This is a genomic window from Thalassobaculum sp. (genome assembly GCF_040219215.1).
GTDB lineage: Bacteria > Pseudomonadota > Alphaproteobacteria > Thalassobaculales > Thalassobaculaceae > Thalassobaculum_A.
This window is the reverse complement of the sequence record NZ_JAVJSX010000044.1, coordinates 326,168-353,153: the sequence shown is the minus strand read 5'-3', so window position 1 is coordinate 353,153 and position 26,986 is coordinate 326,168. Positions and strand designations below refer to the sequence as shown.

At 65.5% G+C, this 26,986-nt stretch carries 21 protein-coding genes and 1 tRNA gene; 9 read left to right on the top strand and 13 right to left on the bottom strand.

What is annotated here, in order from left to right; translation table 11 throughout:
- Window positions 1-46: 46 nt before the first annotated feature.
- The 4 genes from RIC54_RS26925 to RIC54_RS26910 are packed head-to-tail and all read left to right on the top strand — an operon-like array spanning window position 47 to window position 4,041.
- Window positions 47-1,081: an ABC transporter substrate-binding protein gene (locus tag RIC54_RS26925; protein ID WP_350094642.1), complete on the top strand. Its 1,035-nt coding sequence runs from the start codon at window positions 47-49 to the stop codon at window positions 1,079-1,081.
- Entirely contained in the window at window positions 1,078-1,869 is a 792-nt protein-coding gene (locus tag RIC54_RS26920; protein WP_350094639.1) for an ABC transporter ATP-binding protein, read from the top strand. The genes RIC54_RS26925 and RIC54_RS26920 overlap by 4 nt, the downstream gene beginning before the upstream one ends.
- Window positions 1,866-2,723, top strand: coding sequence for an ABC transporter permease (locus tag RIC54_RS26915; protein ID WP_350094636.1), 858 nt, complete (start codon window positions 1,866-1,868; stop codon window positions 2,721-2,723). The genes RIC54_RS26920 and RIC54_RS26915 overlap by 4 nt, the downstream gene beginning before the upstream one ends.
- Complete coding sequence (locus RIC54_RS26910; protein ID WP_350094630.1) at window positions 2,716-4,041, top strand: cytosine deaminase; 1,326 nt, start codon at window positions 2,716-2,718, stop codon at window positions 4,039-4,041. Before RIC54_RS26915 ends, RIC54_RS26910 begins: the two co-directional genes overlap by 8 nt.
- Window positions 4,042-4,056: 15 nt before the next feature.
- Here the strand turns inward: RIC54_RS26910 and RIC54_RS26905 are convergent, their stop codons facing one another.
- Window positions 4,057-5,682, bottom strand: a complete 1,626-nt coding sequence (locus RIC54_RS26905) for an acyl-CoA synthetase (RefSeq protein ID WP_350094627.1) — start codon at window positions 5,680-5,682, stop codon at window positions 4,057-4,059.
- Window positions 5,683-5,800: 118 nt separating this feature from the next.
- Here RIC54_RS26905 and RIC54_RS26900 point away from each other — a divergent pair, with 118 nt between their 5' ends.
- Complete coding sequence (locus RIC54_RS26900) at window positions 5,801-6,460, top strand: DsbA family oxidoreductase (protein WP_350094624.1); 660 nt, start codon at window positions 5,801-5,803, stop codon at window positions 6,458-6,460.
- Window positions 6,461-6,475: 15 nt separating this feature from the next.
- On the opposite strand, the gene mfd is transcribed toward RIC54_RS26900, so the two are convergent.
- Both mfd and RIC54_RS26890 read right to left on the bottom strand, forming a co-directional pair.
- Window positions 6,476-9,949, bottom strand: coding sequence for a transcription-repair coupling factor (gene mfd, locus RIC54_RS26895; RefSeq protein WP_350094621.1), 3,474 nt, complete (start codon window positions 9,947-9,949; stop codon window positions 6,476-6,478).
- A 25-nt stretch (window positions 9,950-9,974) separates the two neighbouring features.
- Entirely contained in the window at window positions 9,975-10,241 is a 267-nt protein-coding gene (locus RIC54_RS26890; protein WP_350094618.1) for an FAD assembly factor SdhE, read from the bottom strand.
- A 106-nt stretch (window positions 10,242-10,347) separates the two neighbouring features.
- Between RIC54_RS26890 and recG the strand changes: the two genes are divergently transcribed.
- Complete coding sequence (gene recG, locus RIC54_RS26885) at window positions 10,348-12,429, top strand: ATP-dependent DNA helicase RecG (protein ID WP_350094615.1); 2,082 nt, start codon at window positions 10,348-10,350, stop codon at window positions 12,427-12,429.
- On the opposite strand, the gene RIC54_RS26880 is transcribed toward recG, so the two are convergent.
- From RIC54_RS26880 to RIC54_RS26870, 3 genes are all read right to left on the bottom strand, one after another.
- Window positions 12,411-13,883, bottom strand: coding sequence for a sensor histidine kinase (locus RIC54_RS26880; protein WP_350094612.1), 1,473 nt, complete (start codon window positions 13,881-13,883; stop codon window positions 12,411-12,413). The genes recG and RIC54_RS26880 overlap by 19 nt on opposite strands.
- 102 nt (window positions 13,884-13,985) lie before the next feature.
- Complete coding sequence (locus RIC54_RS26875) at window positions 13,986-14,681, bottom strand: DUF502 domain-containing protein (protein ID WP_350094609.1); 696 nt, start codon at window positions 14,679-14,681, stop codon at window positions 13,986-13,988.
- Window positions 14,682-14,690: 9 nt separating this feature from the next.
- Window positions 14,691-15,569: an alpha/beta fold hydrolase gene (locus RIC54_RS26870; RefSeq protein WP_350094606.1), complete on the bottom strand. Its 879-nt coding sequence runs from the start codon at window positions 15,567-15,569 to the stop codon at window positions 14,691-14,693.
- Between the two features lie 106 nt (window positions 15,570-15,675).
- On the opposite strand from RIC54_RS26870, the gene RIC54_RS26865 reads away from it, so the two are divergent.
- Window positions 15,676-16,845 (top strand): aminotransferase class V-fold PLP-dependent enzyme, encoded by a 1,170-nt coding sequence (locus RIC54_RS26865; RefSeq protein ID WP_350094603.1) that lies wholly within the window; start codon window positions 15,676-15,678, stop codon window positions 16,843-16,845.
- Window positions 16,846-16,869: 24 nt separating this feature from the next.
- On the opposite strand, the gene RIC54_RS26860 is transcribed toward RIC54_RS26865, so the two are convergent.
- From RIC54_RS26860 to gyrA, 5 genes are all read right to left on the bottom strand, one after another.
- A complete protein-coding gene (locus RIC54_RS26860; RefSeq protein ID WP_350094600.1) occupies window positions 16,870-17,109 on the bottom strand; it encodes a hypothetical protein in 240 nt (79 codons plus the stop codon).
- A 43-nt stretch (window positions 17,110-17,152) separates the two neighbouring features.
- Complete coding sequence (locus RIC54_RS26855) at window positions 17,153-17,461, bottom strand: hypothetical protein (RefSeq protein WP_350094597.1); 309 nt, start codon at window positions 17,459-17,461, stop codon at window positions 17,153-17,155.
- 243 nt (window positions 17,462-17,704) lie between these two features.
- Window positions 17,705-17,780 (bottom strand) — tRNA-Lys (locus RIC54_RS26850).
- Between the two features lie 72 nt (window positions 17,781-17,852).
- A complete protein-coding gene (coaD, locus tag RIC54_RS26845; protein WP_350094594.1) occupies window positions 17,853-18,437 on the bottom strand; it encodes a pantetheine-phosphate adenylyltransferase in 585 nt (194 codons plus the stop codon).
- Window positions 18,434-21,214: a DNA gyrase subunit A gene (gene gyrA, locus RIC54_RS26840; RefSeq protein ID WP_350094590.1), complete on the bottom strand. Its 2,781-nt coding sequence runs from the start codon at window positions 21,212-21,214 to the stop codon at window positions 18,434-18,436. Before gyrA ends, coaD begins: the two co-directional genes overlap by 4 nt.
- A 387-nt stretch (window positions 21,215-21,601) precedes the next feature.
- On the opposite strand from gyrA, the gene RIC54_RS26835 reads away from it, so the two are divergent.
- On the top strand, window positions 21,602-22,318 hold the full coding sequence (locus RIC54_RS26835) for a Fe2+-dependent dioxygenase (RefSeq protein ID WP_350094587.1): 717 nt from the start codon (window positions 21,602-21,604) through the stop codon (window positions 22,316-22,318).
- A 13-nt stretch (window positions 22,319-22,331) separates the two neighbouring features.
- Here RIC54_RS26835 and RIC54_RS26830 read toward each other — a convergent pair whose 3' ends face one another.
- Both RIC54_RS26830 and ssb read right to left on the bottom strand, forming a co-directional pair.
- Window positions 22,332-23,177 (bottom strand): class I SAM-dependent methyltransferase, encoded by an 846-nt coding sequence (locus RIC54_RS26830; RefSeq protein WP_350151601.1) that lies wholly within the window; start codon window positions 23,175-23,177, stop codon window positions 22,332-22,334.
- A gap of 11 nt (window positions 23,178-23,188) precedes the next feature.
- Window positions 23,189-23,731, bottom strand: coding sequence for a single-stranded DNA-binding protein (gene ssb / locus RIC54_RS26825; RefSeq protein WP_350094581.1), 543 nt, complete (start codon window positions 23,729-23,731; stop codon window positions 23,189-23,191).
- 364 nt (window positions 23,732-24,095) lie between these two features.
- Between ssb and uvrA the strand changes: the two genes are divergently transcribed.
- Window positions 24,096-26,978: an excinuclease ABC subunit UvrA gene (uvrA, locus tag RIC54_RS26820; protein ID WP_350151599.1), complete on the top strand. Its 2,883-nt coding sequence runs from the start codon at window positions 24,096-24,098 to the stop codon at window positions 26,976-26,978.
- The last annotated feature ends 8 nt before the right edge of the window (window positions 26,979-26,986 follow it).

Sequence of the window (26,986 nt, the reverse complement as noted above, 5' to 3'; positions counted from 1 at the left end):
CGCTGACGTCTATGTCTCCGATCGGCCGACAACACGGAGGATGCCGATGACCATGTTGACCCTGGGACGCTGGGCTGTGCGGCTGGTGGCGTCGGCCGTCGTGATGATCCTCGCCACCGCACCAGCCGCGGCTCTCGACGCCGTCACCTTCGGCACCAACTGGAAGGCCCAGGCCGAACATGGCGGCTACTATCAGGCGGTCGCCGACGGCACCTACGAGCGCTACGGCCTCAGCGTGACCATTCGGCAGGGTGGTCCGAACATCAACCACCCGCAGTTGCTGGCTGCCGGCAAGCTCGACTTCAACATGGGCGGCAACATGTTCGGCACCTTCAACTATCTGGCCAACAAGGTGCCGATGGTCACGGTCGCGGCGAACTTCCAGAAAGACCCGCAGATCCTGATGGTGCATCCGGATTCGCCGTACCAGAAGCTCGAGGACCTGAAAGGCGCTACCGTGCTGATCAGCAAGGAGGGCCAAATCACCTTCTGGGCATGGCTGAAGAATGCCTATGGGTTCACCGACGAGCAGATCAGGCCATACACCTTCAATCCAGCTCCGTTCATCGCCAACAAGAGCTGGGGGCAGCAGGGCTACGTGACATCGGAGCCGTTCGCCGTCGAGCAGGCGGCCCGCTTCAGCCCGCGCGTCTTCCTACTGGCCGACCACGGCTATCGCAGCTATTCGACGACCATCGACACGTCATGGAAACTGGTCGAAGAGAATCCCGACCTCGTGCAACGCTTCGTGGACGCCACGGCGATCGGGTGGGTCAACTACCTGTACGGCGATCCAAGCGCCGCGAACGCCCTGATCAAGATCGACAACCCGGACATCTCCGACGCGCAGCTTACCTATTCCCGGGCCAAGATGAACGAGTACGGGATCGCCGATTCCGGGGATGCCCTCACCCTTGGCGTCAACGCCATGACCGACGATCGCTGGCTCTCGTTCTTCACCTTCGCGGTTGATGTCGGGCCTTACAGCCAGGACCTTCCGCTGGATCGCGGCTACACGCTGCAGTTCGTCAACAAGGGCGTCGGGCTGGAGCGGAAACGGGAACTGCTCGCCAAGCAATGACCACTCCGAGCAGCGCCCGGTCCCTGATCAGCCTTGCCGGCGTCCGCAAGGCATTCGGCAACGGGGTCGTCGCGCTGGACGATCTGAACCTCGACGTGCAGGAAGGCGAGTTCGTTAGCCTGCTCGGTCCGTCGGGTTGCGGGAAAAGCACCGTCCTGCGGTTGATCGCTGGATTGATGCCCGCCGATTCCGGCCAGCTGCAGGTGGCGGCGGCCACCGGCCCGTCGGCCGAGGCCTGGCACCACGATGTCGCGTATGTATTCCAGGAGCCCACGCTGATGCCCTGGGCGACGGCATTTGACAATGTCTGGCTACCGCTGCGGCTCGCCGGACTGTCGCGAGCCGCTGCGCGCCAACAGGTGTGCGGGGCGCTAGCCGGGGTCGGCCTTGACGGGTTCGAAACGGCCTATCCGCGCCAACTGTCGGGCGGCATGAAGATGCGGGTTTCCATTGCCCGTGCCCTGGTCACCCACCCACGCCTGCTGCTGATGGACGAGCCATTCGCGGCGCTTGACGAGATCACCCGCTTCAAGCTGAACGACGACCTGTTGCGTCTCCAGCAGGAGCACGGCTGGACCGTGGTCTTCGTCACCCACAGCGTGTTCGAGAGTGTCTATCTCGCATCCCGGATCGCGGTGATGACGCCACGCCCCGGTCGCGTTGCCGAGGAGATCAGCGTCGACGTTCCCTACCCGCGAACCGAGGCGTTCCGAACCGATCCCCGCTATGCTGCGGCTTGCCAGGCGACCAGCGCCATCCTCCACCGGGCCATGGGAGCGCCGGCGTGATCCGCATCGACGCCGCCGCCGAAGCCCAGGACGCCGAACAGCGGCTGGCAGCGGCACGCGACGCGCGGCGTCGGGAGCGGACCGCCCGGATCCTCGCGCCCCTGGTCGTCGGCCTGATCGCCCTGTCGGCCTGGGATCTGGTCGTGCGGATCAACGACATCCCACCATACATCCTGCCCGGGCCGGCGCTGGTTCTTGACAGCCTGGTGAACGACTGGGGGACACTTTGGCCGTCACTGCTGGTGACGATCGAGATAACGGTGCTTGCCCTGGCAGTGGCGACCTTCGGCGGGCTGCTGCTGGCGATTCTGTTCACACAGTCGAAATGGGTGGAACTGAGCTTCTTCCCATACGCCGTGGTCCTGCAGGTAACGCCGGTGATCGCGATCGCACCGCTGATCCTGATCTATGTCGACAACGTGCACGCCGCCCTGCTGATCTGCGCTTGGATCGTCGCGTTCTTCCCCATCCTGTCGAACACCACGCTCGGCCTGAACTCCGCCGACCGCAACCTGCTGGCGCTCTACAAGCTGTACGGCGCGACCCGCTGGCAGACCCTGCGGTACCTGCGGCTGCCGTCGGCGATGCCCTATTTTCTGGCAGGCCTTCGGATCGCCGGTGGACTGGCCCTGATCGGAGCCATCGTAGCGGAGTTTGCCGCTGGGTCCGCCGGCTCCTCGTCAGGCCTTGCGTACCGGATCCTGGAATCCGGCTACCGGCTGGAGATCCCGCGGATGTTCGCTGCCCTTCTCTTGATCTCCCTGACCGGGATTGCGATCTTCCTGGCCTTCACCCTGTTGCAGCACCTGGTTCTGCGGCGTTGGCACGAAAGCGCGACACCGACCGATGACTGATGGGCGCACCGCGGTTCCGAAGACCGGGCACTGGGTGTTGGCCAATGCGGCAGTGCCAACGGTGCTGCTTGATGCCCCTGCTTCGATCGAACTTGCGACGAACCCGGACGGACTGACGCGCTGCGATCTGGTGATCAACGACGGCCGGGTCGAGGCCATCGCGCCACCCGGCACCGTCCGGGGAGACCTCGCGGTGATCGACCGGGCCGGCCGGCAGGTCTGGCCGGGCCTCGTCGACCTGCACACCCATCTCGACAAAGGCCACATTCTGCCGAGGGCACCGAATCCGACGGCCGACTTTGCCGGTGCCCTGGCAGCGGTCCCGCCTGATCGAACCAGCCGGTGGTCCCAGACCGACATTCAGCGACGGATGGACTTCGCCCTGCGCTGTGCCTACGTCCACGGCACGGTCGCGCTGCGCACCCACCTGGACACGGCCCAGGACGACCCGGAACGGTCATGGCGGGCGCTGGCGCCGGTGCGCGAGACCTGGATTGGACGAATTGCCATCCAACCGGCAGCGCTGGTCCCGATTTCGCATTATTCGGATGTCGATTACGCCCGCCGGATTGCCGATATGGTGGCCGCGTATGACGGTGTTCTCGGTGTGGTCGCGTACGAGGACCCGAACGCCGAGGCCCTGCTCGACCGGGTACTCACCCTGGCGGCAGTGCGTGGTCTGGCGGTCGACATGCATGTCGACGAGACCCTCGACCCATCGGTCACTGCGGTCGACCGGATCCTCGACTCCATCGAACGCACGGGATTCGCCGGGCCGGTGACGCTCGGCCATCTGTGCAGCCTGTCGACTCGCGCGGATGCGGACGCGCAGCACAGCATGGCGCGGATCGCCGATCTCGGCGTGGCGGTGGTGTCTTTGCCTCTGTGCAATCTGTTCCTGCAGAACCGCGTGCCCGGACGCAGCCCACGCCAGCGTGGGGTGGCACCGCTGCTGGAACTGGCAGGCCATGGCGCCGCGGTGACGATCGCCAGCGACAACACCCGCGACCCGTTCTATGCGTACGGCGACCTCGACCTGATCGAGGTGTTCCGGACCGCAGTAAGGATCGGGCATCTCGACCGGCCGATCGACCCCTGGCCGGCAGCTGTAACCCGGACTCCGGCTACCGCCATGGGCATCGATGCCGGCCGCATCGCAGTCGGTGCGCCGGCGGACCTGATCCTGTTCTCGGCCCGGCGGTTCGACGAGTTGATCGCGCGGCCGCAGAGCGATCGGGTGGTGATCCGCCGAGGCCAGGCGATCAACGCGGAACTACCGGACTTCGCGGAATTGGACGATCTCGTCGGCCACCCCTGACCGACACACGCCGGATCACAGCGCCTCGGCCCGCTCCCGCAGCACGAATTTCTGGATCTTTCCGGTCGAGGTCTTCGGCAATTCGCCGAACACCACGGTCTTCGGCGCCTTGAAGCGCGCCATGTTCTCCCGGCAATAGGCCATCACTTCCTCAGCAGTCAGCGACGCCCCCGGCTTGACCGTGACGAACGCGCAGGGCGTCTCGCCCCAGCGTTCGTCTGAGCGGGCGACTACCGCCGCCTCCATGATGCTCGGGTGCCGGAACAGCACGTCCTCGACCTCCAGCGATGAGATGTTCTCGCCCCCGGAGATGATGATGTCCTTGGAGCGGTCCTTCACCTCGGCATAGCCGTCGGGGTGCAGGACGGCCAGATCGCCGGTGTGGAACCAGCCTTCGGCCAGGGCTTCGCCGGTCGCCTTCGGATTCTTCAGATACCCCTTCATCACCGTGTTTCCGCGCAACCACAACTCGCCGATGGTCTGGCCGTCCATTGGCACGTCCCGGCCGGTCTCGGTGTCCACCACTCGCATGCCTTCGATTGTCGGGTACTGAACGCCCTGGCGCGCCATCTTGCGGGCCTTGGCGTCCGGCTCCAGGGCATCCCATTCCGGCGGCCATGCGCAGATCGTCGACGGCCCATAGGTCTCGGTCAGTCCGTACAGGTGCGTGACCTTGAAGCCCATTCGCTCCATCCCGGCGATCACCGCACTCGGTGGCGCCGCACCGCCCGTGGCGATCGAGACCGTGTGATCGAAGCGCCGCCGGACCGTTTCGGGAGCGTGGATCAGCATGGTCAGGACGATCGGCGCCCCGCACATGTGGCTGACCAGGTTGTCGGCGATCGACGGAAAGATCAGCGCCGGGTCGACCTTGCGCAGGCACACATGGGTCCCGCACACCGCCGTCACCGCCCAGGTGAAGGTCCAGCCGTTGCAGTGGAACATCGGCAGAGTCCACAGGTACCGGGTCGCCCGGTCCAGGCCGAAGGCGATGGCGTTGCCCGAGGCATTCAGGAACGCGCCGCGGTGATGGAACACCACGCCCTTGGGGTTTCCGGTCGTGCCGCTGGTGTAGTTCAGGGCAATGGCCTGCCACTCGTCGGCGGGCCGGGCCCAGGCAAAGTCCGGATCGCCCGTGGCCAGCAACTCCTCGTACTCGGCCTCGCCGAGCGGATCCCCGTGCTCGGCCAGAGGATCGTCCACCCAGATCACCGGCGGCTTGCTGCGGCTCGCGGCGACCGCCTCCGCCATGACGGCGGTGAACTCCCGGTCGACGATGACGAGCTTGGACTCGGCGTGGTCCAGGATGAAGGCGATCGTCGGCGCATCCAGCCGGGTGTTGATCGCGTTCAGTACCGCGCCGGACATCGGAACGCCGTAGTGGACCTCCAGCATCGCCGGCGTATTGGGCAGCAGGACCGACACCGTGTCGCCGACGCCGATGCCACGGGCGGCCAGCGCCGACGCCAATCGGCGGGCCCGCTGATATTTCTGCGCGTAGGTCCAGCGGTGCTCGCCATGGACGATCGCGACCCTGTCCGGGTAGGTGGTCGCGGCCCGGTCCAGAAAATCCAGCGGGGTCAGGGCCGCGTGGTTGGCCCGCCCGCGTGGCAGGTCCCGGTCGAAGATCGAGTTGGTCATGGGCGATGCTTCCAATGAGTCGGCGCAGAGCGACGCAGCCTAGGGTTTCTCGCCCTCGCGCGATCGTCAAGCGGGACTGGGTTGAGCTATGGGGCGTGTCCGCGCTACGGTCTGTGCGATGCGTATTGATATTTTCTCCGACGTCATCTGTCCGTGGTGCTTCATCGGCAAGCGCCGGCTGGAGCGTGCGCTGCGCGAGCGGCCGCAGGACGATCTTGAGATCTGCTGGCGAGCCTTCCAGCTCAACCCCGACATGCCGATCCAGGGAATGGCCCGGCACTTGTACCTGGAAGCCAAGTTCGGTGGCTCCGAACGAGCCGGCCAGATCTACGAAACGATCCGCCAGAACGGCGAGCGCGAGGGCATCGACTTCCGCTTCGACCTGATCAAGCAGACGCCCAACACCGTCCGCGCCCACCGCCTGATCCGCTGGGCCAGCGAGCGCGGGCACGGCGATCCGCTGGTCGAACGGATGTTTACTGCCTACTTCACCGAAGGCGTTGATCTGGGCGACATTGATCGGTTGGCCGACATCGCGGAGGCGATCGGCCTGTCTCGCGGCGAGGTAGCAGCGTTCCTCGAAACCAGCGACGGCCTGACCGATGTGCTGGCCGAGACCCGATTCGCATACGAAAGCGGGATCAACGGCGTGCCGTGCTTCATCTTCGACCGGCACTACGCCCTTGCCGGCGCGCAGGAGCCGGAGGCGTTCTTCCCGCTGTTCGAACTGGCGCGCAGCGAGGCGGCGAACCGGCCGGCCGCGGCCAACCACGCCTGACGAACGACGCTGCCGTCAGGCGGCAATCACCGCCAGTTCCTGCATCAACCGGGTCAACCCGATCACCCGTTGTTCCGGCTTGGTCCACGGGCGGCGATAGACCAGCTTGTGATCCGGTCGAAGCTGCACGGTGCCCGCCTGCTTCTGCATGAACGACACCAGCCCCGCCGGATTGCGGAAGTCGTTGTTGCGGAATGCCAGGATTGCACCCTTGGGCCCGGCATCGACCTTCTCTACACCCGCAGCCCGGCATAGCCGCTTGATCGCCACGATCTTCAGCAGGTTCTCAACCTCGCTCGGCAGGGTGCCGAACCGATCAACAAGCTCGGCGGCAAACGCATCGATCTCGCCTTCGTCCGACAAGGTGACGATTCGGCGGTACAGACTCATGCGGACCGACAGGTCGGACACATAGGTATCGGGGATCATCACCGGCATGCCGATCGCGATCTGCGGCACCCAGTCGGCAGCCTCGACGTCGATCCCCTCGCCGGACTTCGCGGCCTCGACAGCCTCGCGCAGCAGTTCCTGGTACAGCTCGATGCCGACTTCCTTGACGTGGCCCGACTGCTCCTCGCCGAGCAGGTTGCCGGCGCCGCGGATGTCCATGTCGTGGCTGGCCAGTGAGAAACCGGCACCGAGATTGTCCAGGGTCTGCATGACCTCCAGGCGCCGCTTGGCAACCGGGCTCAGCACCTTGCTGGGATGGGTGGTCAAGTACCCGTAGGCCCGGGTTTTCGACCGTCCGACCCGGCCGCGCAACTGATAGAGCTGAGCCAGACCGAACATGTCGGCGCGGTGAATCACGATGGTATTCGCCGAAGGGATATCGAGCCCGGACTCCACGATGTTGGTCGACAGGAGCACGTCGAAGCCGCCATCGGTGAATGCCGTCATGACGTCCTCGAGCTCGGTCGGCGCCATGCGCCCGTGCGCGACGCCGATCTGGACCTCCGGCACCAGCTTCGTCAGCCGGTCGTGTACCCGCACCAGATCTTCGACCCGTGGACAGACATAGAACGTCTTCCCGCCACGATACCGCTCGCGCAGGATCGCCTCCCGGATGATCACGCCGTCATAGGGCATGACGAAGGTCCGCACCGCCAGCCGGTCGACCGGCGGCGTGGCAATCAGGCTAAGCTCGCGAACCCCGGACAACGCCATCTGCAAAGTGCGTGGAATCGGCGTGGCGGTCATGGTCAGGACGTGGACTTCCTTGCGCAGATCCTTGAGGCGCTCCTTCTGCGCGACGCCGAAGTGCTGTTCCTCATCGACCACCACCAGGCCCAGGTTGCTGAACGACACCTGCTTCGACAGCACCGCGTGGGTTCCCACCACCAGGTTCACGTCGCCCGACGCGATCCCCTTGCGCACCTCATTGGCATCCTTGGGCGTCACCAGCCGGGACAGTTGCTCGACCCGGATCGGAAGTCCCTGGAAACGATCGCGGAACCCTCTGAAATGCTGGCGGCACAACAGCGTGGTCGGGACAACGACGGCGACCTGATAGCCCTGCATCACGGCCACCAGAGCCGCGCGCAGCGCCACCTCGGTCTTGCCGAAGCCGACATCGCCGCACACCAGGCGGTCCATCGGCTTGCCGGAGCCGAGATCGCTCATCACATCGTCGATCGCCCGGAGTTGATCCTCGGTCTCGGTGTAGGGGAACCGGGCGCAGAACTCGTCGTAGACCCCAGCGGGCGGGTTCAGCGGTTGGGTGCGACGCACTTCACGCTCGGCGGCGATCGCGATCAGGCCCTCCGCCATGTCGCGCAGCCGTTTCTTGACCCGCGCCTTGCGGGCCTGCCAGGCAGCACCGCCCAGGCGATCGAGTTGGGCATTGCTTTCCTCGGAGCCGTAGCGCGACAGCACGTCGATGTTCTCGACCGGCACGAACAGCTTGTCGCCACCGGCATAGACCAGCCTCAGGCAATCGTGAGGCGCACCGCCGATCTCGAGCGTGTCGAGGCCGATGTACTGGCCGATGCCATGTTCGGCGTGGACGACGTAGTCGCCGGCCTCCAGCGCCGCCACTTCCTGCAGGAACTCTTCGCCGCGCCGCCGGCGTCGACGCGACGGACGGACCATGCGCTCGCCGACAATGTCCGGCTCGGCGATCAGGGTCAGACCATCGTGGCGCCAGCCGCGCTCCAGCGGCAGGATGGTGGCGGCCACCGTGCCCGCGGGCAACGCGTGAACCTCGGCAAGGCTGTCAACGGGCTCGATCCGGTCCAAGCCATGGTCGCGCAGCAGGCTGGTCAGCCGATCGCGCGAACCCTCGGTGTACCCTGCAACAATCACGCGATGGCCGACCGCCACCTCCTGCGCAATGGCATCGAGCGCAGCGTCGTAGACCGCCGAACCACCCTGGGTACGCGCTTCGACCAGATCGATTCCGCCGGTCGCCTGGAAATCCAGGACGGCATCACCCGGCGGGGCAGCGAACGGTGTCAGGGAGCCGACCGGACGGTCGGCCAGGATCGCCCGCCATTCGTCACCAGTCAGATACAGGGAATCGGTGGGTAGCGGACGATAGATGCCGCCCGACTCCGCACCGCCGGTCCGGACCATCTGCCGGCGCGCGTCATGGTACTCCGCGATCTGCTCGAAGCGTGCGTTGGCGACCTCGTCGACCTGATGGTCCAGGACGACGCAAGCATCGCCCAGATAGTCGAGCGCCGTTTCCATCCGCTCATGGAACAGTGGCAGCCAGTGCTCCATCCCACCGTGACGCCGACCGGCCGAGACCGCTTCGTACACCGGGTCGGCGGCGATCTCGGCACCGAACTGGGCGCGATAACCGGAGCGAAAGCGCTGAATCGCCTCGTCGTCCAGGAGGGTTTCACCGACGGGCCGGAACACCACGCGATCCAGCGTACCGGAGGTGCGCTGCGACATCGCGTCGAAGGTGCGCACTCCTTCCAGTTCGTCGCCGAAGAAATCCAGGCGAACCGGCTCATCCATTCCGGTCGGAAAGACGTCGATGATGCCGCCGCGTACAGCGAACTCGCCTGGTTCGCGCACCGTATCGGTCCGGCCGTAGCCGCTGCGGCCGAACATCGTCAGCAGTGATTCGAGCGGCATCTCGTCGCCGACCTTCAGTGTCAGCGACGCCCCGTCAAAGAATTGCCGAGGCGGAAGGCGTTGCAGGACCGCGTTGACGGTCGTCAGAACCACGAGTGGCGTCGGTCCGGCGGCGCTCGACGCCAGCTCCGCGAGCGTTTCGACACGTCGGCTTACAATCTCGCCGTTCGGCGACACCCGGTCGTAAGGCAGACAGTCCCACGCCGGCAGCGTCAGAACCCGCAACGCGGGGTCGACAAAGGCAATGGCCCGGACCAGGGCCGCAAGGCGGGCATCGTCGCGCGCCACGTGCAGCACCCGCCCGCGCTCGGTTGCCAGCCGCGCCACGATGAATGCGTCGAGGCCTTCCGGCGCGGAAGCAAGGGTTACGCGGCCGACGGCCACGGGAAATGACGTCAGGTCCATGGTCGTGCCGGTCTCGGAGATGGCTTCAATCGGTTACAAGTTCGAAGGCTTGGATCAGGCGCAGCACCGAGGTGTCATACTCCGGTGGCGGCGTCTCTTGGGAGGTGGCCCACTTGTAGAGCCGTGGATCATCGATTTCGAGCAGCTTTTCATAATCAGCAAGCTGTTGATCATCGAGTTCCGCCAAGTGCCGGGCCGCAAACCCGCCCAGCAGCACGTCGGTCTCCTTGGTCCCGGTGTAGGTACTGCGGTAGTAGAGGCGCTTACGCCGCGCGTCGCGCACGTCGGTCATGCCGTCTCCTCTTTCTCGACCGGCTGGGCCATAGGATATAAAGCGTGGGCCGGGCCACCGCCAGGGTCCGACGCGACGCCGCAGCCTCATCCGGATCCGATTGACCGTGCGCCCAGAGCTCCTGTTCCCGCTGTTTGCCGAAGTCGGCCGCATCAAGGGCGTCGGGCCACGCTATGCAAAACTGATCGAGAAAGCCGCGGGCCCGCAGATCGTCGACCTGCTGTGGCACCTGCCGTCAGGGGTGGTGGACCGTCGCCCGGCTCCCCCGATCCCCGAAGCGCCTGAAGGTCGCGTCGCCACCCTGACCCTGACGGTCATGCGCCACCAGCCGCCACCCGGGCGGCGCGGGCCATATCGGGTGGTGTGCACTGACGGCCGCGCCGACATCGACCTGGTCTATTTCCATGCCAAGGGCGACTGGCTGGAGAAGCTGCTGCCGGTCGGCGAAGTACGCGTGGTCAGCGGCCGGCTCGAGCGGTTTCAGGGCCGCGCGCAGATGGCTCATCCGGAACATGTCGTGCCGGAGGAAGAGGCGGCCGAGATCAGGATCGTCGAGCCCTCCTATCCGACCACCGAAGGACTGCCGATGCGGACCTTGCGGCGGGCGGTCGAGGGGGCGCTGGAGCGGATTCCGTCTCTCGACGAATGGATGAGCCCGTCGTTGCTGGCACAGCGAGCCTGGCCCCGCTGGGACGCCGCGGTGCGTCGGGCACACGCCCCCGAAGATCCGCGGGACCTGGAGCCCGACGCGCCAGCGCGCATGCGGCTGGCCTATGACGAGATCCTGTCGAACCAGTTGGCGCTGGCGCTGGTCCGGGCCCGCATGAAACGGCAGAAAGGCCGGTCGGTACGTGGTGACGGCAACCTGCGCGAAGCGGTGATCAAGGCCCTGCCCTTCAGCCTGACCAGCGCACAGAGCATGGCACTTGCCGAAATCCAGGCCGACATGGCGGCCGATACTCGAATGCTTCGGCTGCTGCAGGGCGACGTCGGCAGCGGCAAGACTCTGGTCGCACTGCTGGCCATGCTGAATGCGGTGGAGTGCGGCGCCCAGGCTGCGCTGATGGCGCCGACCGAGATCCTGGCCCGCCAGCACTTCGCGACGATCGAACCGCTGGCACGTCAGGCCGGCCTCCGCGTCGAGATTCTCACCGGTCGCGACAAGGGCAAGGCGCGCTCCGCGATCGTCGGACGAATGGCTGAAGGCAGCGCGAAGATCGTCGTGGGCACCCACGCGTTGTTCCAGGAAGGCGTCGAGTTCCGGGACCTCGCGGTTGCGGTCATCGATGAACAGCACCGGTTCGGCGTGCACCAACGCATGAGCCTGGGTGGAAAGGGACAGGCGGTCGACACCCTGGTCATGACCGCGACACCGATTCCGCGAACCCTGCTGATGACCGCCTATGGTGATCTGGACGTTTCACGGCTGACCGAAAAGCCGCCCGGCCGCCAGCCGATCGATACCCGGACCGTTGCGCTGGACCGACTGGGCGAGGTGGTCGACGGAGTCGCCCGGAAGCTGGACCAGGGTGCCAAGGTCTACTGGGTCTGTCCGCTGGTCGAAGAATCCGAGAAGCTTGACGTCGCCGCTGCCGAGGAACGCGCTTCCACGCTGCGGCGCCGGTTCGGCGACCGGGTCGGCGTACTGCATGGCCGGATGAAGGGGCCGGAGAAGGACGCGATGATGGACGCGTTCAAGAACGGCGGTGTCGATCTGTTGGTCGCGACGACCGTCATCGAGGTCGGAGTGGACGTACCGGAAGCCACGGTCATGGTGATCGAGCATGCCGAACGCTTCGGGCTGGCACAGCTTCACCAGTTGCGCGGCCGGATTGGACGCGGCGACAAGGCATCGACCTGCCTGTTGCTGTACGGCAACCCGTTGACCGAGACCGGTCGCGCACGCCTTGCCGTGATGCGCGATACCGAGGACGGCTTCCTCATTGCCGAAGAGGATCTCAAGTTGCGGGGCGCCGGCGAGGTCCTGGGCACTCGACAGAGCGGTCTTCCGACCTTCCGCATGGCCGACCCGGCTGCGCATGCGGCGCTGTTTCCGGTCGCCCGTGACGACGCGCGCCTGCTGCTGAATCAGGATCCCGAACTGGAAGGTCCGCGCGGCAAAGCCGCCCGGACGTTGCTGTACCTGTTCGAGCGGGACGCGGCGGTGCGCTATTTGCGGGGCGCTTGAGTGCCGAGGTCCGAGCCGTTCGGAGAAGGGCGACGGGGCTGCTCGGCAGCACGCCCTGCCGGCAGCACAACGCGCACGACAGTACCGGTTCCGCGCTGGCTGTGAATTTCCAGGACACCGCCGTGCAGCGCCGCGAGGCGCTGGGACAACGGCAATCCAAGGCCAGCCCCACCCGTCCCGCGAGCCTGGTCGCGCGACACCTGCACGAACGGCTCCAATGCTCTCGGGATATCCTCCGGGTTCAGGCCAATACCGGTGTCTTCGACCCGCAACTCGGTCTCGCCGGAATCCAGCCGGCACGCGCCGACCGTGACGCGCCCACCGGCCGGGGTAAAGCGAATGGCATTGGCTGCCAAGTTGATCACAATCTGCCGAAGCTTGGTGGAGTCGCCGGTCACCCACAAACCTTGGTCCGGAACCCTGGCGGTCAGCGAAACCCCGTTGGCCGCGGCGGATCCGGACAGCATCTTCCGGCAAGTCTGTACCGCGGCCGCGAGGTCGACGGTGGTTTCGTCCAGCTCGAGAACGCCGGCGTCGTGCCGCGACAGGTCCAGGATGTCCTGGATCAGCACATAGAGATGCTGGCCGCTGTCGGCGATCGCTTTCGCATAGTCCCGGTACCGCGGGCTGCCCAGCGGCCCCCACAGTTCAGCGTCGAGGGACTGCGCGAAGCCGATAATCGCATTCAACGGGGTCCGCAGTTCGTGTCCAAGATTGGCGAAGCTCTCCCGCTTGAGGCGCTCGGCCATTTCCGCTCCCTCGCGGACCGCCGCGAGGTCCTGGACCAGGGCCTGATTCTCGAGACGAAGGCGTATGGCGCTTTCGATCGTTCGACTTGCGTCACGTCCCCACAGCAGGACGACCAGGAGATAGACGCACCCCATCCCGGCAACCGCGACATGCAGCCGGTCACCGACCGCCAGGAAGCCGAGGATCGGGCCAAGCGCCGCAATGATCGCATACAGACGAAAAGCCCTGTCACTTGGCGTAAGCGCGAAGATCGCACCGGCAAGCATGCCCGCGACCGAGACGGGCACAATGCCCTCGACGTGGACCGGAAGGTGTCCGAGAGCGATGGGAAGCCCGCTGAGAAGCCAAAGGCTACCGGAAACCGTGACACTGACGACAATCCTGCGCTCCCACAGCGCGGCATCAGCGGTCGTCAACGGGCGCGCCGCGAACGCCTTCCATAGGACAACCCGAACCGCGGTGACTGCGGCCATCGCAAACAGCCAGCCAACCAGCAGGATTTCGGAAACATGCCCCCAGGCAACAACGACCAGCAGCGAGCCGACTGCGAGATTCGCCAGCGCTGGGACCGGAGACTGGTACAGCAACCGTATACGCTCGGCGTAGATCTGGGCCTCGCTGACGGAGGTCCTTCGATCGCGCGGTGCGCCCGCAGGCAACTCGGATGTCCCCTGCGGATCGCTGTGCATCGAACTGGTGTTCATCAAACCCACGCAACACGGATACCGAGCCGTCCAACCTCACGCTCGACGGTATCCTTGATTACCGCAGGTTGGTTAACGGTCCGTTGATGCCTGGCAATTATCTTACGCGGCGGGGGGACGGCGGCGTTTCGAGGCAACCGGGGCAGTCGACGGGATGGCCGGTTGGTTCTGTTCAGCAGTTGACCGGCGATCCGGCGGAGTCACGATTCCGCCCGAAACCACCATCTTGATCCCCTCTTCGACCGTCATGCTCAACACGAACACTTCATCGCGCGGCACGAAGAGCAGAAATCCGGAGGTGGGATTCGGCGTGGTCGGCAGAAAAACGTTCAAGACGTCGTCCTCGGTCAGGTGCTGCACTTCACCGACCGTCTCACCCGTCAGGAACCCGAGAGCCCACATGCCGCGCCGCGGGTACTCCACGAGCACGACTTTGCGAAACGCGTTGGACTGCTGGGCGAGAACCGTCTCGAGGATCTGTTTCAGCGCGCTGTGGACATTTCGCACGACCGGCATGCGCTGCATCATGCGGTCCGTCAGCCGGACGACCCAGCGGCCGACCAAACCGGCCGTCAGGGATCCGACCAACGTCAGGAAGACCACGGCTACGACGACGCCCAGCCCCGGGACGCCGAACGGCAGGTAGGTCTCGGGATTGTACCGGGCGGGAATCAGCGGTGTCACCTGACCGTCGACGAAATCGATGATCAGCCATGTCAGATACAGGGTGATCCCAATCGGTGCGGTGACCAGAATCCCGGCGAAGAAGTATGCGCGCAGGCGTGCGAAGAGTGTCATGGTCCTCCTTTAGCTCTCCAAAAACGGCATGAGTGCGGCCAAGGTCGCCTCCGGCGCCTCCTCGGGAAGAAAATGCCCGCAAGGCAACGGCGCCCCCGACACCGCGGCCGTTGTGTAGCATCTCCAGACATCCAGAACGTCATAGGTCCGGGCAACCACGCCTTTCGATCCCCACAACGCCAGGATCGGCACATCCAGAAGATCGTCCCGATCGGCCCTATCATGCTCCAGGTCGATCCCGGCACTCGCGCGATAGTCTTCGCAGATGGCGTGGATGGTTTCCGGTCGAGCGTAGTGGCGCAGGTACTCCGCCACGACGTCCACGGGAAACACATCCGCGGCGGCGGATGATGCCAGCTTTGATCGCAGGTAGAATGCCGGGTCCGCGCCGATCATGCGCTCCGGCAGATCATAGGGTTGGATCAGAAAGAACCAGTGATAATAGGCCCGGGCGAACGACATGTCGGTACGCTCGTACATATCGAGCGTCGGGCAGATGTCGAGAACCGCAAGCTTGCTCACCCGATCGCGATGATCACGGGCTAACCGGTGGGCCACTCGCCCTCCCCGATCGTGCCCGACCACCGCAAACCGCTCGTGCCCGAGCGCTGTCATGACCTCGGCCATGTCCAGCGCCATTGATCGTTTGGAATAAGGCGCGTGGTCGACGGTCGTCGGCGGCTTGCCCGACTGGCCGTATCCTCGCAGATCGGCGGCCACGACCGTGAAGCGCCGGGCCAGCTCGGGCACCAGATGGCGCCACATCAAATGGGTTTCGGGATGGCCGTGCAGAAGCAGGACAGCCGGTCCGCTTCCGCCCACCCGGAGATGAATGACCGAGCCGGAGGTGGTGATGTCACGCACCTCAAAGTCGTCGAACCCAGCCAATGTGTGCTCTCCGGATTGCCTCGACGAGAGTGTAGCAGGGCTGCGTGTCCGAACGCATCTGCGTTGGGATCTGGCGCGACCGCCGGAATCGCGCCACCATTCCGCCATGTCAGACCTTCCCGCCTTCGGCTCGCCCGTCCGCCGGCTGTTCCAGCTTGAAGATGGTGCCATCTACCTGAACCACGGTTCCTACGGCGCCACGCCGAAGCAGGTCACGCTGGCGCAGCGCCGCTGGCAGGAGCGCCTGGAGGCCGAGCCCAGCCGGTTCATGGAGCGGGAGTTCCGGCCGGGCCTGCGGGTCGCGGCGGAACGGCTGTCGGCCCTTCTCGGTGTCGAAGGGCGGGCCGTCGCAATGGTGGAGAACGCAACCCAGGCGGTGAACGCCGTCCTCCTGTCGGAGACGTTCAAGCCCGGCGACGAGATCCTGATCACCGACCAGACCTACAATGCCGTCAAGAACACCGTGCGTTGGATCGCGTCGCGCAGCGGTGCCGTGGTCGTTCAGGTCGACCTGCCGTTTCCGGTCTACTCCGACGACAGCATCGTCGAGGGGTTCACGTCTGGCATCAGCAAGCGCACCCGGCTGGCGGTGATCGACCATGTGACCTCGCCGACGGCTGTCGTGCTTCCGGTCGCGCGCATGGTCGCAGCGGTCAAGGATGCCGGCGCCCTGGCTCTGGTCGACGGCGCGCATGCCCCCGGGATGCTTCCGCTCGACCTGCGGTCGCTGGGTGCCGACTGGTACACAGGAAACTGCCATAAATGGCTGTTCGCCTCGAAGGGCTGCGCGTTCCTGTGGGCTGCCGATCCGGTCCGCGACCGACTGCACCCAACGGTGATCAGCCACGGCTTCGGCCAGGGCTTCGTGGCCGAATTCGACTGGGTCGGAACCCGCGACGCCTCTGCACAGCTCGCGTTACCGGACGCCCTGTCGTTTCTTGCCGGCTTTGGTGCCAAGCGCGTTCGAGAACACAATCACCGCTTCGCGGTTGAAACCGGACAGCGCCTGGCGGCTGCCTGGGGTACCGAGGTCGGATCTCCGCCGGCGTTGACGGGTTCCATGATCACCGTGCGCCTGCCGGATGGTCTGGGTACAACCCAGGCGGATGGTCTTGAACTGCGGCGGCGACTGCTCGACGAGTACAGGATCCAGGTACCGATCAACGCACTGGCCGGTCGGTTGTGGGCGCGGGTGTCCGGCCAGATCTACAACCAGACCAGCGAGATCGATGCCCTGGCCGAAGCCATCCTGGTGGAACGGCGCAACGCACAGTAGCCCAAGCCTGTCGTTCGGCCGGTCTCAGTTCAGCTTGTGTCGGAACTTCCGTTCAAGATGCCGCAGGATCTCGACCCGACGGGCACCCCCGTTGGCAAGGGCCTGCTTGAACAGCCGGGACGCTTCGTTATCGGCGTCGCTCATCGCCGCCGGAGCCTGGCCAATCTGAATCATCGCTGCCTTCTGGGCCCGGGCCAGGACCTCGGGGTCGATCCGCTTGCGGACCGCACGCAACAATCGCAGGGCTTTTTCACGCTCGGACATGCTGGGAGTATGTCGGAAAACCAAATCCCGGACAACTCGAGCGTCAGAAGAACTTGGTCAGGAATGCTGCTGCCAGGGCACCATCGACCACCTTGGTCACCACGGCTTCCGCCCGTCCCTTGTAGACGTCATCCCCATCCTGAGCATCGATTTCGAACCGGAACCGTTGACCGGTGATGATCACGTCGCGGTCATATGGCTGCAGGATGAACCCTTTGCGGTTCAACTCCCGGACGTTGAACACGTGCCGGTCGATCTTGACCGTGCCCTTGGACTGCGGTTCCGCCGGTCGTCCGCGCGGAACCGCCCGTGCAGGCGGCTTCCGGCTCGCCGTCTTGAGAAAATCGAACATCGCCGCGATGTCCCCACCTGTATCCAATCACCTGGGGATAACTATAGATCGGAGACGGGGCAGTTTCAATCGGTGCAAAATAAACGGAAAGATACAATGCTTAATTTTATCTAAAACTATCAAGTAACCTTGCTCAAGGTTGCTCAAGCACCGCGTCTACCAAGCCGAACGCACAGACGATCCTGTCCCAACGAACAGACCGGCGGAACGGCCGTTATAGGCTCTCGTATTGCCTCGGAGGAGTGGTGAGCGCGACGGGACTCGAACCCATGACCCGCTGATTAAAAGTCAGCTGCTCTACCAACTGAGCTACGCGCCCCCAGGGGGTCTTTACGACGGGCGGAACCTAGGCAGGCCGCCGCATCAGGTCAACTCATTATCGGCCGTTTTCTCAATCGTCGAACGGCCCGGTCTGTTTCGCCTGACCGGCCTGGGACGGGTCTCGATCGAACCGGTTCATCACCCGCTCGGCGACCCTGGCGGTGACGAACTCGATGATCGGCCCGCCGAGACGCCCGATCTCCTTGACGAAACGCGACGAGATGAACTGGTGACGGTCCGACGCCATCAGGAACAGCGTCTCGATCTTGGGATTCAACCGGGCGTTCATCCCAGCCATCTGGAACTCGTACTCGAAGTCGGACACCGCGCGCAGGCCGCGGATGATGACCGACGCCCCCTGATTCTCGGCAAAGTGCATCAGCAGCGAGCCGAACGGCTTGACGTCGATCGTGCCGACAAAGCCATCCTTGCGGTTCTGGGCAAGAATGTCGTCGATCTCGTCCTTGACCATCTCGACCCGTTCGTCGAGGCTGAACAGTGGCCCCTTCCCGGCGTTGCGCGCGACCGCGACGATCAGCCGGTCGACGGTCTTGCTGGCCCGCCGGATGATGTCGATGTGGCCCTTGGTGATCGGATCGAAGGTGCCCGGATAGACACCGATCCGTTCATCCTCCGCCTGCGCAGCCTCGGTCATTGCGTCGCGTCCCCCTGATCCTCGGGCCCGGCCTCCGCCGACCCGCCGCCAGCCGCCTCGTCCGCAGCGTCATCAACGGCATCGACGCTCTCGTCGTCGCCGTTCTCGCCCACCAGGGACACCGAAACCACCTTCTCGTCCTCGCCTACCCGGAACAGCACCACGCCCTGGGTCTTGCGGGCTGCCACCCGAATATCGTCGACCGGGCACCGGATGATCTGGCCGCCGTCGGTGACCAGCATGATCTGGTCGGTCGGCGTGACCGGGAACGCGGTCACCACCGGCCCGTTCTTGGCCGTCACGTCCATCGACGCGATTCCCTGGCCCCCACGCCCCGTGACCCGATACTCGTGCGCCGATGTCCGCTTGCCGTAGCCCTTCTCGGTTACCGAGAGCACGAACTCCTCGGCGGCGCCAAGGGCGATGAAGCGGTCCTCGCGCAGCATGACCTCCGGAGCCGAGGCGTCCTCGTCCCCCTCGCCGCTGCCGCGCCGGATCCACGCCGCCTGGCGCAGGTAGATCTCACGCTCGTTCTGCTCGCCGTCGACGCTTTCATAGTCGACGTGACGCAGGATCGACATGGAGACCACCTCGTCGTCCTTGGCCAGCCGGATGCCACGGACGCCGAGGGAATCCCGGCCACGGAACAGCCGGACGTCGGCAACCTGGAATCGGATCGCCTTGCCGGAACGCGCCGCCAACAGGACATCGTCGCCCTCGTTGCACGGCATCACCGCGATCAGGCGGTCGCCCTCGTCGAGCTTCATCGCTCGCTTACCGGCACGGTTGATGTTGGTGAAGTCGCTGAGCGCGTTCCGCCGGATCGTGCCGGCCGCGGTCGCGAACATCACGTGCAGGCCGTCCCAGCTCGACTCGTCGGCCGGCATCGGCATGACGGTCTGGATCCACTCGCCTTCTTCCAACGGAAGCAAATTGACCATCGGCCGGCCGCGCGACTGCGGCGTGCCTTCGGGCAGCCGATAGGTCTTCAGCTGATAGACCTGACCACGCGAGGTGAAGAACAGGATCGGCGAATGGCTGTTCGCCACGTACAGCCGGTGCACCCAGTCCTCGTCGCGTGTCGCCATGCCGGCGCGGCCCTTGCCGCCGCGCTTCTGCGCCCGATAGGTCGCCAGCGGCACCCGCTTGATGTAGCCGGAGTAGCTGACCGTGACGACCATGTCCTCGCGGGCGATCAGATCCTCGATGTCGTGCTCGAACTCGCTTTCCATGATCTCGGTGCGGCGATCGTTCGCCCAAGCCTCGCGGGTCTGCAGCAGCTCGTCGCGCAGCACGCCCATCAGGCGTGGCCGCGACGTCAGGATCTCCAGGTAGTCCTTGATCCGGGCGGCAATGTCCGTCGCCTCGTCGACCAGCTTGGAGCGCTCCATGCCGGTCAGGCGTTGCAGCCGCAGGTCCAGGATCGCACGGGCCTGGGCGTCGGACAGTTGGTAGGTGCCGTCCTCGGTCACCCGGTGCCCCGGATCGTCGATGATCGCGATGAAATCGACGACATCGGTCGCCGGCCACGCGGCCTCGCACAGCTTGCGCCGGGCCTCGCCGGCGTCCGGCGCCGCGCGGATCAGCGCGATCACCGCGTCGAGGTTGTTGATCGCGACCATCAGCCCGGCCAGCACATGGGCGCGTTCCCGCGCCTTGTGCAGCAGGAAGCGGGTCCGCCGGGTGATCACCTCCTCGCGGAACTCGACGAACGCGAAGATCACGTCGCGCAGGTTCATCTGCACGGGCCGGCCGCGGTTCAGCGCCAGCATGTTGACACCGAAGCTGGTCTGCAGCTGCGTGTAGCGGTACAGCTGGTTCAGCACGACTTCGCCGATTGCGTCACGCTTGAGCTCGATGACCACGCGCACGCCATCCCGGTCGCTCTCGTCGCGCAGGTCGGAGATGCCTTCGACCACCTTGTCGCGGACGACTTCGCCGATCCGCTCCATCAGTTTCGACTTGTTTATCTGGTACGGGATCTCGGTGACGACGATCGCAAAGCGGTCCTTGCGAATCTCCTCGATCTCGGCCCGGCCGCGCATGACCACCGAGCCGCGGCCGGTGTGGTAGGCCTCGCGGATCCCGGAGCGGCCGAGTATCAGCCCACCGGTCGGGAAGTCCGGTCCCGGAACCAGGGCGATCAACTCGTCGATGGTGATGCCAGGATTGTCCAGCATCGCCAGGCAGGCATCGACCACTTCGCCGAGATTGTGCGGCGGAATGTTGGTCGCCATGCCGACCGCGATGCCGCCGGCGCCGTTGACCAGCAGGTTCGGGTATTCGGCGGGAAGAACCGAGGGCTCCTCGGTCGTCTCGTCGTAGTTCGGGATGTAGTCGACGGTTTCCTTGTCGATATCGCGCAGCAGTCCCTCTGCCGCTTTGGCGAGACGCGCCTCGGTGTAGCGCATGGCCGCCGGCGGATCGCCGTCCATCGAACCGAAGTTGCCCTGGCCGTCGACCAGCGGCAGGCGCATCGAGAAGTCCTGCGCCATCCGGACCATGGCGTCATAGATCGCGCTGTCGCCGTGCGGGTGGTACTGACCCATCACGTCGCCGACGATGCGCGCCGATTTACGGTACGGACGCGTCCAGTCGTAACCGCCGACCTTCATGGCGTAGAGGATGCGGCGATGCACCGGCTTGAGGCCGTCGCGGACGTCGGGCAATGCGCGCGACACGATCACGCTCATGGCGTAATCGAGGTACGAACGCCGCATCTCGTCTTCGATGGAGACCGGGGCGATGTCGTGATGAGCGGATGAGATGTCGGACAACCGAGGGGTTCCGGAGCAGGTGGCTGCAAGGGGCCGGGAATGGCCTTTGCGGCGCCGAATCAGGCGCGGCTATGCTTCGTGAAAACTTAGCAGAATGGCACCCATGCGGCAATGTTGCAGTGCCGAAGGTTTGGTATCGGGAGAGGGCAACTCCGATCGGTGCGCGAGTCCGGCCTGGAGCCGGTGAATACGGTAGAACTCAACGCGGACAGCGAGGGCCGAACACCGTCCGTGGAGTTGCCGCCGCACTACCTCCATCCAACTCCCGCGGCAATCCGACCGAGCGCCTGATCCACTGACCGGCCTCGATCGCTAGCCGAACGCAGCGACGGCCGATACCATCGCCAACCGGCCGTTAACGGCCATTCACCGGAAGCAAGGCAGGCGATGGCCCAGGTCTACCCGATCCGAAACCTGCTGGCGCCCGGGCTGGTCGCCGAGCTCCGCACCGCGTTGCAGGCCGAGGCCACGCCCTGGGTCGACGGCCGACAGACCGTCGGGCGGGATGGCACCAAGAAACGCAATCACGAGATCGCCGCCGACTCACCACTGCGCCTGGAACTGTCGGACAAGATTTCGGCGTACCTGCGCGGCCCTCTGACCAGCGAGACGCTGGCGTTCCGGCATTTATGCGACCCGCGGCGGTGGAGCCCGTTCCTGTTCTCGCGCACTGGACCGGGCGGCGGCTACCGCGACCACATGGACAGTGCGGTGATGTTTCGCGGCGCGCCGGAAGAGATGCGCTCCGACCTGTCGATGACCATCTTCCTGACCGAGCCCGACACCTACCAGGGCGGCGAGTTGGTGGTCGACAGCGACATGGCCTATGCCCCGACCTTCAAGATGGCCGCCGGGGGAGCGGTCCTGTACGCCACCGACGCCATTCACCGGGTTGCCGAAGTGACCGCCGGCGAGCGGCTGGTCGCCGTGACATGGATCGAGAGCCGGATTGCCGACCCGATCGCCCGCCAGATCAATGCCGACCTGCTGCAGGTGATGAGCGTGCTGACGCGGGACGGCGCCTGCGCTCCGGACATCCGCGAATCGGTTGTCACCAAGCTGGAGAAGGTCCGCAGCAACGTGGTCAAGCGGCATACCGGCTGACCGGTGCCGCCAGTCAGACCTTGCGAGCCGACAGCGACAGGCTGAGAGGCAGTTTCGGGGTGAACCCGTCGGGCCACCGGTACTGGCCCTGCGCTCCCGGCACCAGGACCGGCAGAAGGCTCCAGGCGATCTCGTCGTGCTCATGCAGCCAGTCGAGCCGTAGACCGGCGCCGATCACGGCATTCACGACGTCCGACACGCTGTGCTCCCACTCATAGGTCCGCTGGTTGCGGATTTCGGCCTCCGGGTCGGCATAATCCACGCTTGCGGTGTTCGCCGTCGGCTCGGCGCGGTGGAAATACGGATAGTGGACGCGAAGGGTGCCGAGCGGCAGCGCCGCAGCTTCCGCCGAATCGTCGAACACCCGGGCAGCCGGATGGGCGTCGCAGAAATAGAACCGGCCGCCGGGCTTCAGAAAATGCGCCACCACCCGCGCCCACGCCGGCAGGTCGGGCAGCCAGCAGATCGTGCCCCAGGTGACGAACACCAGGTCGAAGCGGCCATCGATCAGGCTCGGGGCGTCGTAGACATTGCCCTCGACGAACCGGGCGTCCAGCCCGATCTCGGCCGCCAGACCTCGGGCCGCCGCGACGGCTGCCGGTGAATAGTCCAGCCCGGTGATCCTGGCACCGCGTTGCGCCAGGATCAGGCTGTCGTCCCCGAAATGGCACTGCAGGTGCAGCACGTCCAACCCGTCGACCGGCCCGAGTTCGGCTTCCTCGATGGCATGCAGCGGCCGGGCGCCACGCTTCAGCGCCTCGACGTTGTAGCCGTCCGGCCCGCTCGAACCGAGGTGGATACCCACCAACTCGTCCCAGTGCACCCGGTTGGCTTCGAGGAAATGCGTGTTGTCGGGCATCTAGTCATCCGTCAGAACGGGATCTCGTCGTCCAGGTCGGACGGACCACCCATCGGGGCCGGACCGCCGCCACCGGAGCGGCCGCCGCTCGAGGAGCCGCCGCCATAACCACCGCCGCCTGACGAACTACCGCCGCTTGAGCCACCGTAGTCGTCGCCGCGGTCGTAGTCGCCACCACCCTGACCGCCACCGCCGCCGTCACCGCGGCCGCCGAGCAGGGTCATCTCGCCGCGGAAGCGCTGCAGCACCACCTCGGTGGTGTAGCGTTCCTGGCCGTCCTTGTCGGTCCATTTGCGGGTCTGCAACGCGCCTTCGACATAGACCGAACTGCCCTTGCGCAGGTACTGCTCGGCAATCCGCGCCAGGTTCTCGTTGAAGATCACCACCCGGTGCCACTCGGTGCGCTCGCGCCGCTCGCCGCTCGACTTGTCGCGCCAGTTCTCGGAGGTCGCCAGTGTGAAGTTCACGATCTTTGTGCCGTCCTGGGTGGTCCGCACCTCCGGATCGCGGCCGAGGTTCCCCACCAGGATGACTTTGTTGACGCTGCCGGCCATCGTCTCACTCTCGTTTTTCGTCGACTGGGTGTTGTCTGGCGGCGCCACGGCGCCGGACCGCCCATGCATTCGGGCTCGTTTCTGATTTGCCGGACCATCCCACATCGACCGGCGGCTTCCAAGCCCGATCGGGACAAACCGATTTTGCAGTTACACGGCATACCGGAATCGGCATCTCGGTGCTACTCCGAAACGAATAGCCGAATCGGATCGGCCGCTCCAAACGCCCGGAGTTATCCACAGACCGCGCCATCCCTTGTCAGCAGCCGACACCCGCGCCGGACATGGGCGGTGGCAATACCGGGGCCGTGCACCCTATATTCGATGGTCGTACCCACTCCCCGATCCCGAACCGAGGCCGGCCATGGCGCCAACCCCAGCGTCCGACAAAGAGCTCCGCTTTATCCGCGTCCGGGGAGCTCGGGAACACAACCTGAAGAACGTCGATGTCGACCTGCCGCGCAACGCGCTTTCGGTGCTGACCGGTCTGAGCGGTTCGGGCAAGTCGTCTCTGGCGTTCGACACCATCTACGCCGAGGGCCAGCGCCGCTACGTGGAGAGCCTGTCGGCCTATGCCCGGCAGTTCCTGGAACTGATGCAGAAGCCCGACGTCGACCTGATCGAGGGCCTGTCGCCCGCGATCTCGATCGAGCAGAAGACCACATCGCGCAACCCGCGTTCCACGGTCGGCACGGTCACCGAGGTCTACGATTATCTGCGCCTGCTGTTCGCGCGCATCGGCGTCCCCTACTCGCCGACCACCGGGCTGCCGATCGAGAGCCAGACGGTCAGCCAGATGGTCGACCGCATCCTGGATCTGCCGGAAGGCACGCGCCTCTACCTGCTGGCGCCGATCGCGCGCGGCAAGAAGGGTGAGTTCCGCAAGGAACTGGCCGATCTGCGCAAGCGCGGCTTTCAGCGGGTGAAGATCGACGGCGAACTGCTGGAGATCGAGGACGCGCCGGCGCTCGACAAGAAGCGCAAGCACGACATCGAGGTGGTGGTCGACCGGCTGGTGGTGCGGGATGGAATCCAGACCCGGCTGGCCGACTCCATCGAAACCGCCCTTGGCCTGTCCGACGGCCTGCTATTCGCCGACGAGGCCGATTCCGGCGAGCGGCGAACCTTCTCGGCCAAGTTCGCCTGCCCGGTGTCCGGCTTTACCATCGACGAGATCGAGCCGCGGCTGTTCTCGTTCAACAATCCGTTCGGCGCCTGCCCGACCTGCGACGGGCTTGGCACCCGGATGTATTTCGACGCCGAACTGGTGATCCCGAATCCCACCTTGTCGTTGAAGGGCGGAGCGGTCGGTCCGTGGGCCGCCAGTTCGTCTAAATACTACACCCAGACCCTCGTCAGCCTGGCCAAGCACTTCGGGGTGTCGATGGACACGCCCTGGCAGGAACTGCCCGAGGAAGCACGCCAGGGCGTGCTGCAGGGCACCGGCGACAATCCGGTGACCATGACCTTCGAGGATGGGCTGCGGTCATACAAGACCACCAAGCCGTTCGAGGGGGTCATCCCCAACATGCAGCGCCGTTGGCGCGAAACCGACAGCGCCTGGGTGCGCGAGGAGTTGGGCCGATACCAGTCGGTCGCACCATGTGAGGTCTGCAACGGCCAGCGCCTGCGGCCGGAGGCTCTGGCGGTCAAGATCGCCGGGCTGACGATCTCGCAAGTTGCCGATTTCTCGATCGGCAAAGCGGTCGCGTGGTTTCAGGAACTCGATGGTTCGCTGCGCCCGAAGGACCACGAGATTGCCCAGCGAATCCTCAAGGAGATCAACGAGCGGCTGGGCTTTCTGAACAATGTCGGGCTGGAGTACCTGACCCTGTCGCGCGGCTCCGGCTCGCTGTCCGGCGGCGAGAGCCAGCGTATCCGGCTCGCCTCGCAGATCGGCTCCGGCCTGACCGGCGTGCTGTACGTGCTCGACGAGCCGTCAATTGGCCTGCACCAGCGCGACAACGATCGGCTGCTGACGATGCTGAAGCGCCTGCGCGACCTCGGTAACACGGTGATCGTGGTCGAACACGACGAGGATGCGATCCGAGAGGCCGACTACGTGATCGACATGGGTCCGGGGGCCGGCGTCCATGGCGGTGCGGTGGTGGCCAGCGGCACGCCCGAAGACGTGATGCGCGCGCCGGAGAGCCTGACCGGCCAGTACCTGTCCGGGTTTCGGCAGATCGCAATCCCCAAGCAGCGCCGCAAGGCCAAGAAGGGCCGTGTACTGACCCTGACGGGCGCAACCGGCAACAACCTGAAGGACGTCAGCGTAACCATTCCGCTCGGCACCTTCACCTGCGTCACGGGTGTTTCCGGCGGCGGCAAGTCCACCCTGGTGATCGAGACCCTGTGGAAGGCCCTGGCCCGCCGCCTGCACAACGCCCGCGAGCACGCGGCACCGTTCGAAACGCTGGACGGTCTCGACAAGGTCGACAAGGTGGTCGACATCGACCAGTCCCCGATCGGCCGCACTCCGCGCTCCAACCCGGCGACCTACACCGGCGCGTTCACACCAATTCGCGACTGGTTTGCCGGCCTCCCGGAAGCCCAGGCCCGCGGCTACGCGCCGGGCCGGTTCTCGTTCAACGTGAAGGGCGGACGCTGCGAGGCCTGCCAGGGTGACGGCGTCATCAAGATCGAGATGCACTTCCTGCCTGACGTCTACGTGCAGTGCGACGTCTGCAAGGGACACCGCTACAACCGCGAGACCCTGGAGATCCGGTTCCGCGACAAGTCGATTGCCGACGTCCTGGACATGACGGTCGAGGAAGGTGCGAAGTTCTTCAAGGCGGTCCCGTCGATCCGCGACAAGCTGGAAACCCTGGAGCGTGTCGGTCTCGGCTACGTCAAGGTCGGCCAGCCGGCGACCACCCTGTCCGGCGGTGAGGCACAGCGCGTAAAGCTGGCCAAGGAGCTGTCGCGCCGGGCCACCGGGCGCACCGTCTACATTTTGGACGAGCCGACCACCGGCCTGCATTTCGAGGACGTCCGCAAGCTTCTGGAAGTGCTGCAGGCTCTGGTCGAACAGGGCAACACGGTGATCGTGATCGAGCACAATCTGGAGGTCATCAAGACCGCAGACCACATCATCGACCTGGGACCGGAAGGCGGTGACGGCGGCGGCTACATCGTTGCAAGCGGCACCCCGGAAGAAGTCGCATCGACCCGCGGCAGCTACACCGGTCAGTATCTCGCGCGTTACCTCAAGCCGGCTGCCGCCCCCACCCGCAAGTCGGCGTAGGGCAGCGC